11 protein-coding genes are annotated in these 13,475 nt (G+C 63.1%); 6 read left to right on the top strand and 5 right to left on the bottom strand.

The genetic code is table 11. The features are described 5' to 3' along the window. The first annotated feature begins 23 nt into the window (after nt 1-23). The 5 genes from OXT71_14895 (at nt 24) to OXT71_14875 (ending at nt 6,221) form a co-directional block, all read left to right on the top strand. A complete protein-coding gene (locus tag OXT71_14895) occupies nt 24-1,487 on the top strand; it encodes a DUF1501 domain-containing protein (protein ID MDE2927680.1) in 1,464 nt (487 codons plus the stop codon). A 118-nt stretch (nt 1,488-1,605) separates the two neighbouring features. Continuing rightward, entirely contained in the window at nt 1,606-2,100 is a 495-nt protein-coding gene (locus OXT71_14890; protein MDE2927679.1) for a DUF1572 family protein, read from the top strand. 243 nt (nt 2,101-2,343) lie between these two features. Further along, entirely contained in the window at nt 2,344-5,391 is a 3,048-nt protein-coding gene (locus tag OXT71_14885; GenBank protein ID MDE2927678.1) for a carboxypeptidase regulatory-like domain-containing protein, read from the top strand. A gap of 166 nt (nt 5,392-5,557) precedes the next feature. Next, the gene (locus OXT71_14880) at nt 5,558-5,986 is read left to right on the top strand and encodes a putative toxin-antitoxin system toxin component, PIN family (protein MDE2927677.1); all 429 of its coding nucleotides are present in this window, start codon (nt 5,558-5,560) and stop codon (nt 5,984-5,986) included. Between the two features lies 1 nt (nt 5,987). Next, complete coding sequence (locus OXT71_14875) at nt 5,988-6,221, top strand: toxin-antitoxin system HicB family antitoxin (GenBank protein MDE2927676.1); 234 nt, start codon at nt 5,988-5,990, stop codon at nt 6,219-6,221. 16 nt (nt 6,222-6,237) lie between these two features. On the opposite strand, the gene OXT71_14870 is transcribed toward OXT71_14875, so the two are convergent. From OXT71_14870 to OXT71_14860, 3 genes are all read right to left on the bottom strand, one after another. Next, complete coding sequence (locus OXT71_14870) at nt 6,238-7,005, bottom strand: PIG-L family deacetylase (GenBank protein MDE2927675.1); 768 nt, start codon at nt 7,003-7,005, stop codon at nt 6,238-6,240. A 94-nt stretch (nt 7,006-7,099) separates the two neighbouring features. Then, nucleotides 7,100-9,352 carry a DEAD/DEAH box helicase gene (locus OXT71_14865; GenBank protein ID MDE2927674.1) on the bottom strand — a complete coding sequence of 751 codons (2,253 nt, stop codon included), beginning with the start codon at nt 9,350-9,352 and terminating at the stop codon, nt 7,100-7,102. 10 nt (nt 9,353-9,362) lie between these two features. Continuing rightward, nucleotides 9,363-10,337, bottom strand: coding sequence for an aldo/keto reductase (locus tag OXT71_14860; GenBank protein MDE2927673.1), 975 nt, complete (start codon nt 10,335-10,337; stop codon nt 9,363-9,365). Between the two features lie 197 nt (nt 10,338-10,534). Between OXT71_14860 and OXT71_14855 the strand changes: the two genes are divergently transcribed. Then, nucleotides 10,535-11,380, top strand: coding sequence for a PIG-L family deacetylase (locus tag OXT71_14855; protein ID MDE2927672.1), 846 nt, complete (start codon nt 10,535-10,537; stop codon nt 11,378-11,380). Nucleotides 11,381-11,398: 18 nt separating this feature from the next. Here OXT71_14855 and OXT71_14850 read toward each other — a convergent pair whose 3' ends face one another. Together OXT71_14850 and OXT71_14845 are read right to left on the bottom strand one after the other, a co-directional pair. Then, on the bottom strand, nt 11,399-13,066 hold the full coding sequence (locus OXT71_14850) for a sodium:solute symporter (protein ID MDE2927671.1): 1,668 nt from the start codon (nt 13,064-13,066) through the stop codon (nt 11,399-11,401). A 206-nt stretch (nt 13,067-13,272) separates the two neighbouring features. Next, nucleotides 13,273-13,475, bottom strand: a 203-nt coding sequence (locus tag OXT71_14845; protein MDE2927670.1) for a hypothetical protein, incomplete at its 5' end; no start/stop codon positions are given.

Genomic DNA, 13,475 nt, shown 5'->3' with positions numbered 1-13,475 from the left:
GCCCCTCTGTAAACTGAAACTCCATGCCACCTGTTCCGCACAACACCTCGCTGCCATTTTCGCCCGGATTCTCCCGGCGCGAGATGCTGCGGCGAACGTCCACCGGATTCGGGATGCTGGCCCTCTCGGCCCTCATGGCCGACCCGGCTTACGCAGGTCTGGCGCCCTCTTCTCCCGATAATCCCCTGGCCCCCAGGCGGGGACACCACAAGCCTCGGGTCAAGAACGTCATCTTCTGCTATCTGTCGGGTGGCCTGTCCCAGATCGACTCCTTCGATCCCAAGCCCCGCTTGGACAAGGAAGCAGGCGAGCCCATGCCGTTCAAGACCGAACGGACCATGTTCAACCTGGACGGCAACATCTTCCCCAGTCCGTGGAAGTTCAAACGCTACGGAAGCAGCGGAATCCCCGTCAGCGATCTCTTTCCCCACATCGGCAGTGTCGCCGATGAGTTGACGTTGATCCGCTCCATGACCGCCAAGTTCATGTCCCACGCCCAGGCCAACTTCTATTTTCACTGTGGGACGCCCTTCGCCGGGTTTCCCAGCATGGGCGCCTGGATCAGCTATGGCCTGGGCAGCGAGAACCGGAACCTGCCCGGATTCGTGGTGCTGGGGAGCGGCGGGGTCCCGCTGGGCGGCATCAACATCTTCGGCAACGGATTCCTGTCGGCTGTCCATCAGGGCTCGTTCATCTATCCCGAACGCAAGGAACCTCTGGGCAACATCCGTCCCCGGGAATCGGACCTCCGGCAGCGACAGAGGATTTCGGTGATCGACTCCCTGGACCGGGAATTTCTGGCGACTGCCGGCGGACACCCGCAGGTGGAAGCGGCCATCCGGAACTACGAGACCGCCTATCGAATGCAGAGCTCGGTGCCCGAGCTGGTGGACCTGAGTGGAGAGACTCCGGCCACCCGAAAACTGTACGGCGTCGACTCCGCCGTGCCGGCCAAGGCGGCCTACGCCCGCCAGTGCCTGGTGGCCCGAAGGCTGGTGGAACGGGGCGTGCGTTTCGTGGAGCTGACCACGGTCCGAGGCGGCGGCGAGGCCATAGATGCCAATCCCTGGGACCAGCACACCAAGTTGTTCGAAGGGCACAGCGCCAACGCCCTCGTGGTGGACCAGCCGGTGGCGGCGCTGATCAAGGACCTCAAGGCCAGGGGCCTCCTGGAAGAGACCCTGGTTGTCTTCTCGGGCGAGTTCGGACGGACGCCGTTCGTCCAGGGCAAGGACGGCCGGGACCACAACCCCTTCGGCTTCAGCCTGTGGCTGGCCGGCGGCGGCCTCAAGAAGGGGTTCATCTACGGCTCCACCGACGAGTACGGCTACCGGGTGGTGGAACACCGCCAGACCATCCACGATCTCCACGCCACCATCCTCCACCTCCTGGGGCTCGACCACGAAGCGCTCAGCTACCGCTTCGGCGGCCGGGATTTCCGGCTCACCGACGTTCACGGAAGCGTGATCCAGGGGATTTTGTCCTGATTCGAGATCGGGCAGGAGCGGGGACTTTCCTATTCCCCCATCCGGCGCTTGGAAGGCCGCCGCATCCCTATTGTGGGGAAATCGCCACTGCTTGTATCGCCAATGGGCTGAGGTCGAAATGACGTCTTCCGATACGGGCCAACGCTTCCTGTCGCAGGCTTGCCACCACCTGAACGACGATTACCTGCCCAAGGTCCGCCGCTGTCTTGAGATCCTCTCCCGGGAGGACATCTGGTGGCGGGCCCACGAGAACACCAACAGCATCGGCAATCTGGTCTTGCACCTTTGTGGAAACGTCCGGCAATGGATCGTCTCCGGCTTGGGCGGCGAGGAGGACCGGCGACGGCGGCCGGCAGAGTTTTCCCGGCGCATGCCCCTTCCCAAGGACCAATTGCTGGAGTTGCTGGAGACAACCGTCCAAGAGGCGACCCAGGTGCTGGAGTCGTTGACCGAGGCTGATCTCGCCACGACCCGCAGGATTCAAGTCTACGACGTCACCGGTCTCCAGGCCGTCCTCCACGTCGTCGAGCACTTCGCCTACCACACGGGGCAGATTATCTACATCACCCGCCTGCGCAAGAACGTGGATTTGAAGTTCTACGACCTTCCGTAGCCGTCACTTGCGGCGCTGAACCCAGACATCGCATTGCGTATGGAGTGGACATTCTTGTCTCCCACAGGACTGCGGGCATCCCTTTTCCATCTTGAATAGCCGGTGGCAGGTTACTTGCACCAAATGGACGTTCGGGCGCAGACGGTCGCGTAGAGTGCCGCGCCGACCGCGAGGATGGCCCGGCAATCGGCTCTCCTGGTAAGGTTGCGGGTGAAAAGGAGTTCAATTTTGGGCTCGGAGTCGATGAGAATATCGGTCCTGTCTCTCGCCCTGCTGGTCCTTGCCAGCGGCGTCGGCGTAGGCCAGACATTGGAAAAGGGGGCCATCGCCGGCACGATTTTCGACCCCTCCGGCGCCGTGATTCCAGGGGCCGACGTGACGGTGATCCACGCCTCCACAGGAGCCGAGCGAGTTCTCACCAGTAACGAAGCCGGCCGGTTTCGAGCAGATATTCTGCCGGCCGGCGAGTATGTGATCCAGGTCTCCATGCCCGGCTTCGCCAGAACCATCGTGGAGGGCGTGGTGCTCTCCATTGGCCAGGAGTTGATCGAGGACGTCACCCTCCAGCTCGAGGCGGTCGGTCAGGAGATTACGGTCCAGAGTGGAACCGGCCGCATGGATACGAGCGAAACCCGGGTCAATACCGCCATCAACAACGACTACGTGGAGAACCTGCCGATCAGCGGACGCGACTTCCGGGACTTCGCCAACCTGTCGCCGACGGCTGACACCACTCCGGGACTGCGCTCTCCCGTGAGGCTCCAGGGGCAACAAGGAGAGTACACGGGACTGATCATCGACGGAGTGGACAATCGGAACTCTTTCTTCGGCGAATGGTTCGGTTCGTTGGAAACCAAGAACTTCACGGTGCCGCAGGACGCGATTCAGGAGTTCCAGGTTCGGGACACGGGTCTCTCGGCCGAGTTCGGCCACGCCACCGGAGGCTTGATCAATGTGGTGACCAAGTCGGGCACCAACAATTGGCACGGGTCGGCCCACTGGTTCTTCCAGTCCAACACCTTCATCGCAGACACCTCGGTGCCGGCCGACCCGGAAACCACCATCGCGCCGGGGTTGAACACCCGGCACCAGTTCGGAGGGACCGTGGGGGGACCGATCTCCCGGGACAGGGCCTTCTTCTTCCTGGCCCTGGACGCCCAGCAGCAGAAGGGGCCCCTGACCGCAGTTTTCGCCCGCGACGTATCGGCCGAACCCTGCCCCTGTCCGGTCCCGTCGATCTACGGCGGCTCCACTCTGGCCGACCTTGAGCACAGCAGTTCCCAGCGCCAGGACCTGACTGCCGTACTCACCAAATTCGACTACAACCTCACCAGCAACCACCTGGCGACGACCCGTCTGAACTACACCCGCAACGAGACCGACAACTTCACCGGCTACGCCGGCAGCCAGACCTTCGTGCTGGGTCGAGTGGAATCCAACTTCGAGAACTTCGTCAATGAGGGCTGGGCCGCGGCCCAATCCATCACCTCTCTTCTGGTAAACGCGAGTGTCAATGAACTGCGATTCTCCTATTCGCAGGAGATCCGGCCCCGTCGGCAGCGGGCTCCCGGTCCGGAGACATCCATCACCGATACGGGCAACTTCGGGCAGGTCTTCTTTCTTCCCATCGACAGCCAGCACAAGCGCTACCAGATCATCGACAGTTTCAGCCGCACCTTCGGAAGACATGACCTCAAGCTGGGGGGCGACCTGAACTCCAACGCGTCCAACCAGACCTTCATCGGGTTCGCCGGGGGTGTCTACACGTTCTTCAGCCTGGAGGACTTCGCGGCCCGCACTCCCGCCTTCCTTCTCCAGCGCGTGGGAATCAACGGTATCGGCGTGGTGGAGAGCGGCACGCTTACCGACTTCTGGCAGCACGAACTGTCGTTTTTCGTGCAGGACAACTGGCGGGTGCACGCCGATTTCAATTTGAACCTGGGGTTGCGTTGGGACGGAGTCTGGAACCCGGAATCGGGATTCGGCTTGCCCGAGGCGATGCTGCCGGTCGGCAAGCCCCGCATCAGCGGAAACCGGGTCTCGGTCGAACTGGCTCCAGCCTCCTCCGATGTGCCCGACGACTTCAACAATTTCGCGCCCCGGGTGGGATTCGCCTGGGACGTGGGCGGTCGACGCAGCACAATCATCCGTGGTGGCACCGGCATCTACTACGCTGCCGCTCCCACGATTTTCGTAGCGGGAATGCTGTCCGGGCCGGGCCTGCGATCCGCCGTCGTTTTCGTCCCCTTCTTCGGTTCATCCACCGACCTGCTCGGATTCGGCCTGAGCTATCCCGGGCTGCTCCCCTCGATGGCGACTCCCGAGGTCGAGAGCCTCATCGGTCCGCCGCCCATCGACTATGTGGATCCCAACTACCAGAGCGCGCGAGTGATCAACGGCCAAGTCGGAATCGAACGACAGATTGCCGGCGAACTCAGCATCACCGGAACATATACCTTCAACCGCTCCGCCAATCTGCGGACCGGCGGGTTCTTCTCGACACCCTGGGACCGGAACCTGGACCCGTCCGGCGCGACTCTGGACGAGCACGGCCGCACGGTGGGCGGATTCAACCTGCCGCGCCTGGATCCGAACGTCGGCAACGCCAATGCGATCGCCAGCTTCGGAGAGGCCAGATATCACGCGCTGATCGTCCAGTTGAAGAAGGATTTTCGGAATCGAACCCAGTTCGCGGTGAACTACTCGTTTTCCAACAATGAAGACAACGCTACCAGCGACCGCTCCAGCGATGCCTCCTACGGACCTTCGGACCCCTTCAACTTCCTGGAGTTGGATTGGGGGCGCAGCCAACTGGACATCACCCACCAGTTCTCGTTTTTCGGCTATTTCGAATTGCCGGGCAAGCTCCGGATCAGCACCCTGGTGTCCGCCCGCAGCGGACGGCCTTTTCCGGCGTACTCGGGCCGCTGCGGAGATCCCGGTGTGGCGGACGGATCCCCGGGATCGGTCTTCGACAACAGCTTCCAGTGCTCCAACGACTTCAATCCCATCCGCCCGGTGCAAAACGGCGCCCTGCTGGAACGTTATCCTTTCTCCACCGGAGCCTACTTCCGCTGGGACTTCCGGCTCAGCCGGGAGTTTTCCCTCTCCGCCAACGACACCGCGTTGATTCGCTTCACCTTCGAGGTCTTCAACCTGACGAATGCCGGCAACTACTACAGCACCCCCCTCGCAGCGAGAAACGCCATCCTGGGCGACCCCAACTTCATGCAGTTGGACCAGACCCCGGGTCCCATCTCGGCGCAGTTCGGGTTGAAGCTGGTTTTTTAGGGATTGGGCATTCGGACCGGTATGATCCGCACGGATGTTCCAAAAGCCATAATCCAGTCGGTTGGGGCTCTGCCCCAATTGGGTCAGTTCGCCGGGACGGCACGACAGTCGCGTTGCCGACTCCAAGAGTTGCAGATCAGAATGATAGCATATACACTATCACTCTGTGGCACCACGGATCGTCGTTGACACCAATGTTCTGGTTTCCGCGATCCTATCGCCCGATGGTGCAGCCCGGGAAGTACTGCGGCGATGTTTTGGCGGCAACGCCCGGCCGCTAATCAGCAACGCCTTGTTTCTCGAGTATGAGGATGTACTGTCGAGACAGGAATTATTCGCTACGGCATTGATCGGTCCAGGGGATCGGGAGGCTTTATTTGATGCTCTTCTCAACGTCTGCCAATGGGTCAACATCACATTTCTATGGCGCCCCAATCTGCCGGACGAGTCCGATAACCATCTGATCGAGTTGGCAATTGCAGGTAACGCCGAGTGGATCGTGACAGGGAACGTCAGAGATATTGCGGCAGGCGAATTGGTATTTGACAGTTTCCGTGTTGCCACTCCAGGTGCTTGGTTGAAGGAGGTTCACTGACATGGCTACGTTAACGATTCGGCTTCCTGATGCCCATCGTGATCGGTTGAAGGCCATGGCTGCCCAGCGTGGCCTGAGTCTCAACAAGCTGATGGAAGAACTCTCAGTTCGAGCGTTGACCGAACACGATACGGAAATGAGATTTCGCATGCGCGCAGCGCGAGGTGATGTGACGCGCGGCTTAGGGTTGCTCGACGAGCTTGACCAGCGGCATGCGAGAACGATGGGCTCCTGAACCAGTCGGCATCCGCTCAGAACCGGAACTCGTGATCCGCACCCTGGACGTGGCGCACGAAGGCTTCGGCGAACTCGCAGCGGTACTCGGAGCCGCGGAACCGGTTCATCAGGTCGTGGCGGCGGTACAGCCCCTCCGGGTTCTGGCTGGCGTGGGCGTAGGTGGCCTTCTTCTTCAGAGACTCGGTGGCGGTGATGTCGATGTAGTGAGTGGGTGAGAAGGTCTGGCTCTGCCTCCCGGAAACGACCTCATAGAAGTAGAGATCGAACTTCCGGTCCAGTTTCAGCCAGGCATCGAACGCCAGCATGCTGGCCGCGCGGTGGTCCCGGTGGCGGTCGATGGGCCAGTGGGTGAACAGCAGGTCCGGGTCTTCTCCCTGAACGATCTTCAGGAATTCCTCGTAACGCCGATTGCCGGTCGCGGTGTCGCCATCGATCTGTCCGGCGAAGAGGGGTTTTGCCCCCAGGATTCGGCAGGCTTCCTGAGCCTCGGCGGTGCGGATGCTCGCGGCCTCCTCCAGCGACTGTCCCCGGATGCCCCGCTCGCCGCGGGTCAGGTAGAGGGCCGTCACGCGGTGGCCCGCTGCCGCGTAACGGGCCATGGTTCCGCCGCAACCGGTTTCGGGGTCGTCCGGGTGGGCGCCGACGACGACGACCTTTAGTCGAGCCTCCCGTTTGGACTTCTTTCCGGGCTCCTCGCTCTCGCTCTCAGCGAGTCCCAACAACGTCCCGCCGGCAAGGGCTCCGGAAACACCCAACAGATTCCGCCTCGGGATCGATTCCATTTCATTTCTCCTCGTTGGGGCGATCGTCAAGCCGCCAAGTTCAAATGCCCCTATTCTCCTCGCGCCCGTTTTCTTCTTCCGCGGGGTTGGCGGTTCACGGTTTTTTGGTGTCCGGCGGTTGGAAACCGCCGTTCCTGTTCGGCGGTTGGAAACCGCCGCTCCGCTCCAAAAACCGGTCGGTGCTCTCGGGGTCGATCCGGCGGCAACTCCGGCGCAGTGCGAGCGCCACTTCCTCCAGGTCGCATCCGCAGGCGGCGTCCCAATTCGGGAGCGCGGCGAACTCCCCGCACAGCAGCGCCAGGCGAAGCATGTGGCGAAACAGAATCCCCTCCTGCCTGACCAGCCCGCGGCTGTGGACGAACCGGTTGAAGTTACCCCCGAGGTCCAGCAGGTCCCCGGCGGCCCAGACGGGCCGAACCTTCAACTGAGTCACCTGAGGCAACCGTCCATCGAACACGAGACGCAACTTGGCGGCCAGGGTCGGTCCCGGACCTGCCTCGATGAGATCGTTCCGGAGCGTTGATTCAGAGCCTCCGGATAGTCCTGGACGAGCCAATTCGGGATCGAGACAGGCCGTCTCGAGGGGACCGGGGTCCAGCCGCCGGGATTCCGGCACCGGAACCGCTCTGGCCACCGCTCCGGAAAGCTCGAGGACGCTTTCCAGAGCCTGAATCCTCTCGCTTCGGCTACCCTTCGGCAGCATCTCGCTCAGGAAGTCGCCATAGAGAGGATTGATGCCGCGAAAGGCCAGCAGCCGGTCCAGCCGAAGCGTGGCCTGAGCCAGCACCGGACGGTAGTCGGGCGAAACCTCTTCTTGGGGAGGCGGTTCCGGGTCCAACGTCAGGTAGCCTCCGAGGCGCAGGGTGAGCAGCATGTCGTTCAGAGCCCCTTGAGCCGACTGCACCGCTCGGGCGCTCAGCAACCGCTTTCCGACCATGGTCCGGACCTCGTCGACTTGTGGCGAACGCTTCAGCAGGTAGGCCAAATACCGCCAGGGCAGCGGCCCCCGGCTGGCCAGGACCGCCGGCCGCGCCGCAACCAGACGGCGAAACTGAGACCGGTCCCAGGAGGCGCGGGCCTGGCGACGGGACCTCATCCTCCGCGCCAGGGACTTCCGGGCCTGGCGAAACGCCGACTTGCGGGTCCGGGCGGGGATCGACTCCAACTTTCGCTTGCGGCGCAGAAGCTTTACTTCTTCTTCCGGAGCCAGGGCCAGGACAAATCCCCGACGATCCCATCGGGGCCGCCCGGCCCGGCCGAAGATCTGATGGGCGGTGGTGGCGTCCAGCGCCCGTTTCCGCCGCGGCGGGCCCTTGACCAGACTCTTCAGCACCACGGACCTGGCCGGCAGATTGATCCCGGCCGACAGGGTCTCCGTACAGATGACCACCGGAAGCAGCCGGCGCTGGAACAACTGCTCCACGACACGCCGATACTTGGGCAGGACCCCGGCATGGTGGATTCCCACGCCCCGCAAGAGGAGCTGCCGCAGGATGGGTCCGGCTCCATCCGACAGGTCCGAGTCCCGCAGGCGAGCGGCCAGCTTTCGCTTCCGGTTCCCGTCCACCAGGGGCCGGCCCTTGAGCCGTTCCGCCACCGACCAGCACTCCCGGCGGTTGAAGCAGAACACCAAACAGGGGCTCCTGCGCCCTTTTTTCCCGCCCCGAACCAGTTCCACCAGCAGCTCTTCCAACAGCAGGTCGTCCACCCACTCATAAGTCAGCGGGACCCTCCGTTCCCTTCCCTGGAGCAACTGCATTCGCCGTCCATGGCTTTTCCGGAGCCAGTTCGTGAAGGACTCGGGACGGCCCACGGTTGCCGAGAGCAGGAGAAGCCTCACGTGCCTGGGGAGCAGCGAAAGGGACAATTCCCAGACGATGCCCCGTTCCGGATCCCGGAAGGTGTGGAACTCGTCCTTGACCACGACGGCGACCCGATCGAAATCGAAGTTGCCGGGATGCAGCAGGCGATTGAGGAGGATTTCGGCCACCACCACCCGTACCGGCGCGTCCGGGTTGACCTGGCGGTTCCCGGTCACCAGCCCCACGCTGTCGGCGGGAAATCCCCAGTGTACGGCGGCCGCCTGCATCTCCCGGAATTTCTGCTCGGTCAGCGCGATGAGGGGAGTGGTGTAATAGGCGGTCCGACCGCCGTGAAGCGCCTCGAAGAGGGCACCTTCGGCGATGAGGGTCTTGCCGGTGCCGGTGGGCGAGGTTACCAGAAGATCCTCGCCCGAGGCGTACCAAGCCTCCAGAGCGTCCCTCTGAAACACATAGGGTTCGAAAGGAAGCGACCGCAGGTAACGGTCCAGAAGCTCTCGCCGCCGGGTCGAAGCCGTCTCGATCACCCGCTGGGAGTCAGCCGTGGATCTCGACCCCTGCGGGGTCCAGGCCAGCCCGCTCCGGACCGCGCTTCCAGTCCTCCAGTTCCGGACCCGCCAGACGGCGAGCTCTTTCCCGGAGCTCCGCCATCTGAGGTTCTTCCAGGGCGGCGAAGCGCTTGGCGATCCGGACATCGTCCTCGATCTGGCCCAGCGTGGTGGCGCCCATGGTCAGGCAGTGGATGGGGAGGCTCAGGACGTATTGGATGCAGTCCTCGACGCTGAAGGACTGGAGAAGCTTGGCGTTGGCCAGACTCTTCATGCCCTGGATGCCCAGTCCCTGACGGACGGCCTCGGGGAGCACGATCTGCTCGAAGCTCAGGTAGGACGGATCGGCCGGATTTAGCGGCATCAGGATGGTGTCGAACTGGTCGTAGCGTTTCAGCATCTCCATGTGGACGTGGGGGTCCGTATGCCCGGTGAAGCCGATGAACCGGGTCTTGCCGCTCCGCTTGGCCTCCTCGAAGGCCTCGATGGCGCCGCCGGGAGCGAAGATCTGCTCCACGTCCTCCATCCGGCTGACGGAGTGGATCTGCCACAGGTCCACGTAGTCCATCTTGAGCCGCTTCAGGGAGATCTCCAGTTCCTTGGCTGCGCCCTCCCGGTCTCGGACGACGCTCTTGGTGGTGACGAAGACATCCTTGCGAAAAGCTGGAAGCACCTCGCCGTACACCTCCTCGGATCGCCCCGACCAGTAGGAATGGGCGTTGTCGAAGTAGTTGACGCCGAGCTCGTAGGCCCGGAGCGTCACCGCCTTGGCGTCCTCGAAGGAGATCATGGGATAGCGTCCGCCGGCCTGCCCGACGATGGTCAGCTTCTCTCCCGTCTTGCCGAAGACGCGCTTGGGAATGTCGCCACCGGTGGAAGCGGGTACCGGGCTCCGCCCCCAAGCTTTGCTCCGAAGAGCCAACACGCTGGCCAGGGCGCTGCCGAAAAAGGTTCTGCGACGCATATACTTTCCTCCAAAAGACCCGGACTCAGATTGGCTTCATGATATCGCATGTTTCCGACGGATGGCCAGAGAGGGCATCCGCATGGGTTCTCCCGGCGGTTGACACCGGCGGCGGCGTTGATTCAGCATTCCGTTCTCCTCAAAGTATAGGGTACGAAGAGGGGGGACAAGAATGTCCCCCCTCCAGGAGGTCCGCCATGGAAGAACGCCTCAAGATCATGGCCGTCATGTGTCATCCCGCCGATGCCATCGACCACGCCGGAGGAACCCTCTGCCTCCATTCCCGGCGCGGGGACCAGGTCTCCGTGGTGGTCTGTACCCACGGTGTGGACACCCACCACACGCGCCGCAACGAACTCATCAGGAGCGGTCGTCTCGACGAGGTTTCCGGGTTGGAGGACGCCATACGAGAAAAGGAGGAGGAAGCAAGCCGGGGCATGGAGATCCTGGGGGTCCGGGACGTCCGGTTCCTGCGCCTCAAGGACGACGTGGTGATCCAGAGCCGGGAGCTGATCGAAGCCATCGCCCGGGAGCTGGCCGACGTCCGGCCGCATCTCCTGATCCTCCACAACCCCACCGAGGAATTGGGATTCGCCCATCAGGAGACGGCGGTGGCGGCCCTTCGCGCCTGCGACCTGGTCAAGACCTCCGGTTACGTGCGGGACGCCGGAGACCCGCTCACGCCGGCGCAGATCTTCTTCATCACCATGTACGGCCACACCAACCAGCTCTCCGCCGAGGGGCGGCGATTCGCAAATGTGCTGGTGGACATCACCCCGGTCGTGGAGAAGAAGGCCCGAGCGTTGGACTGCGTCGCCAGCCAGTACTACACGGGAGACCTGGGACGGAAATGCATCGAGGTCACCAATGGGAGAATGGGGCTTCACTCGTCGCTCTCGTACGCCGAGGCCTACCAGGTGCTCCATCCACACGTCTACTCGCACCTGCCGGCCAACCGGTTCCTGATGCGCCAGTCGTCGAGTTCCAAGAGCAGCCGCGGAGAAAACCTCAGCGTTCTTCTGGGTCGATCCCACGCTGGGTGAGATCGACTCCGCGAGCGATCATCTGCGCTTGAGCACAAACGCCGCCGCAACGACGGTCAAGCAACCCACCACGTTGTAATAGAGAAACGAAAGCGACGTGAACTCGCTGACCGCCCATACGGAGACCATCCCCAGGATCAGGCCCCAGAACGCACCGCGGGCGGTGGCCCAAGGGGCCAGAAAGGCCAAAAGGAAGACCCCCAGCAGCGAACCGTAGAAGTACGAGCCCACCTTGTTGACCAGTTCCAGGAGGGACGCCTCCTGCTGGCCGACATAGAGCGCCACCCCCGTGGCCAGCACCCCCCAGGCCAATGTGGTGAGCCGGGCCGCCCAGAGATAGTGCCGTGTGGAGGCTCCCCGAACCAGATAGCGGCGGTAGAAGTCCATGACCGTGGCGCTGGAGAGGGCAGTCAGCTCCGAGTCCAGCGAGGACATGGCGGCGGCGAAGATGACGGCGATCATCAGCCCCAGGATCCCGGCCGGCACGTATTGGACCAGGTAGGAGGGAAAGACGTAGTTGACGTCGGTGGAGGATCGGCCCTGGACCGTCTCGACCAACACCTTGGAGCGGCCGCGCAACGCCTCCATCTCGTCATGGTATTGCCGAATCCGGGCGCGCCCGGACTCCAGGTCACCACCTTCCCGGCGAACGCGAAGCAGGTCCAGAGTCGCCTCCCGCCGGAGCGAGTGCAGATCGCGGTAGTCCCTTTCCAGCTCTTCGAAGGCCGGGCCCCTTCCGCTCTGCCGCACCTGGGCCTCCTCCGCCGGATTGAAGATCAGAGGCGGCTGCTCGAAGTGGTAGAAGACGAAGAGCAGCACCCCGATGGCCAGGATGAAGATCTGCATGGGAACCTTGAGGAAGGCGTTGAAGAGGAGGGCCAGGCGGCTCTGGGTCAGGGACTTGGCCGTCAGGTACCGCTGAACCTGGCTCTGGTCGCACCCGAAGTAGGCCAGCGCCAGGAAGAAGCCGCCCACCAGGCCGGACCAGAGCGTATAGGTCTCCCGCGGGTCCGGCGACAGGTCCACGCTCTTCCACATCTCCTCGATGCCGCCGATGTAGAAGACGTCGGCGACCCCCACCTGCGGGGGCAACTCTCCGAAGAGGGTCAAGAGGGCCGCTCCGATGCCGCCGAACATGAGCAGCATCTGAAGCACATCGGTCCAGATGACCGCCGTGATCCCGCCGGCCGCGGTGTAGAGGATGGTCACGGCCCCCATGATCAGCACCGTGACCCGTTCGTCCCAGCCCATCAGGACCGAGAGCACCACCGCGGGAGCATAGAGGACGATCCCGGCGGCCAGGCCGCGGGAGACCAGGAACAGGAAGCTGGTCAGGGAACGGGTCCGTGCGTCGAACCGCTGCTCCAGGAACTCGTACGCGGTGTAGATCTTCCGCCGATAGAAAAAGGGGACGAACAGGACGCAGAGAACCACCATCACCAGAGGCTGGGGCAGGTAGACCTGGACGAATTTCATCCCGTAGCCGTAGGACTGGCCCGTGGTCCCGATGAAGGTGATGGCGCTGGCCTGGGTGGCCATGACGGAGAGGCCGATCAGGCCCCAGGAAAGGCTGCGGTTTCCCAGGAAATAGCCTTCGATACCGGAGCTCTTGCGGCTCTGGTACAGGCCCACCATGAGGATCAGGACCACGTAGAGGGTAAAAACCGCCCAATCCAGACCCGTCACGGCGTTGCAGGATCAATGAAAGCAGTGCCGGGGCGACCCTCGTGGCCGCCCTTTCCTGCGTTGCGGGGAGCGGAAAAGGCCAGGAGATTTACCACGGTCTCTCGGCTCTCAACTGATGAGATACAGGAGAAGGATCAGGACGAGGGTGAATCCGCCCACCGCCCAGTAGAGCCGGTTCCACGGGATGGGATTCGAGTCGACCGGCATCAGATGGCTCCGAAGTACTGCAGATCGGGATCGACCCGGACGACGGCGTCGCGCCGCCGGATCTCGTGATAATGCGGCAGCATGAGGTAGCTGCAGGGTGGCCAGAAGTTGGCCAGGACGATGCATCCGGCCACGGCTGTCAGCCTTAACAGCCCGTGGTAAAAGTCATCACGGCATTCGACCGTCCCTGCATCCCGGCGGA

The sequence above is a fragment of the Acidobacteriota bacterium genome, from assembly GCA_028874215.1.
Taxonomy (GTDB): Bacteria; Acidobacteriota; UBA6911; order RPQK01; family JAJDTT01; genus JAJDTT01.
This window is presented reverse-complemented; position numbering and strand designations above follow the sequence as displayed.

Excerpts from the sequence above, each read along its gene's own strand:
- OXT71_14870 (MDE2927675.1), bottom strand. The coding sequence starts at position 7,005 with ATGGAATCGATCCCGAGGCGGAATCTGTTGGGTGTTTCCGGAGCCCTT.
- OXT71_14890 (MDE2927679.1), top strand. The coding sequence starts at position 1,606 with ATGACGTCTTCCGATACGGGCCAACGCTTCCTGTCGCAGGCTTGCCAC.
- OXT71_14895 (MDE2927680.1), top strand. The coding sequence starts at position 24 with ATGCCACCTGTTCCGCACAACACCTCGCTGCCATTTTCGCCCGGATTC.
- OXT71_14855 (MDE2927672.1), top strand. The coding sequence starts at position 10,535 with ATGGAAGAACGCCTCAAGATCATGGCCGTCATGTGTCATCCCGCCGAT.
- OXT71_14885 (MDE2927678.1), top strand. The coding sequence starts at position 2,344 with ATGAGAATATCGGTCCTGTCTCTCGCCCTGCTGGTCCTTGCCAGCGGC.
- OXT71_14860 (MDE2927673.1), bottom strand. The coding sequence starts at position 10,337 with ATGCGTCGCAGAACCTTTTTCGGCAGCGCCCTGGCCAGCGTGTTGGCT.
- OXT71_14875 (MDE2927676.1), top strand. The coding sequence starts at position 5,988 with ATGGCTACGTTAACGATTCGGCTTCCTGATGCCCATCGTGATCGGTTG.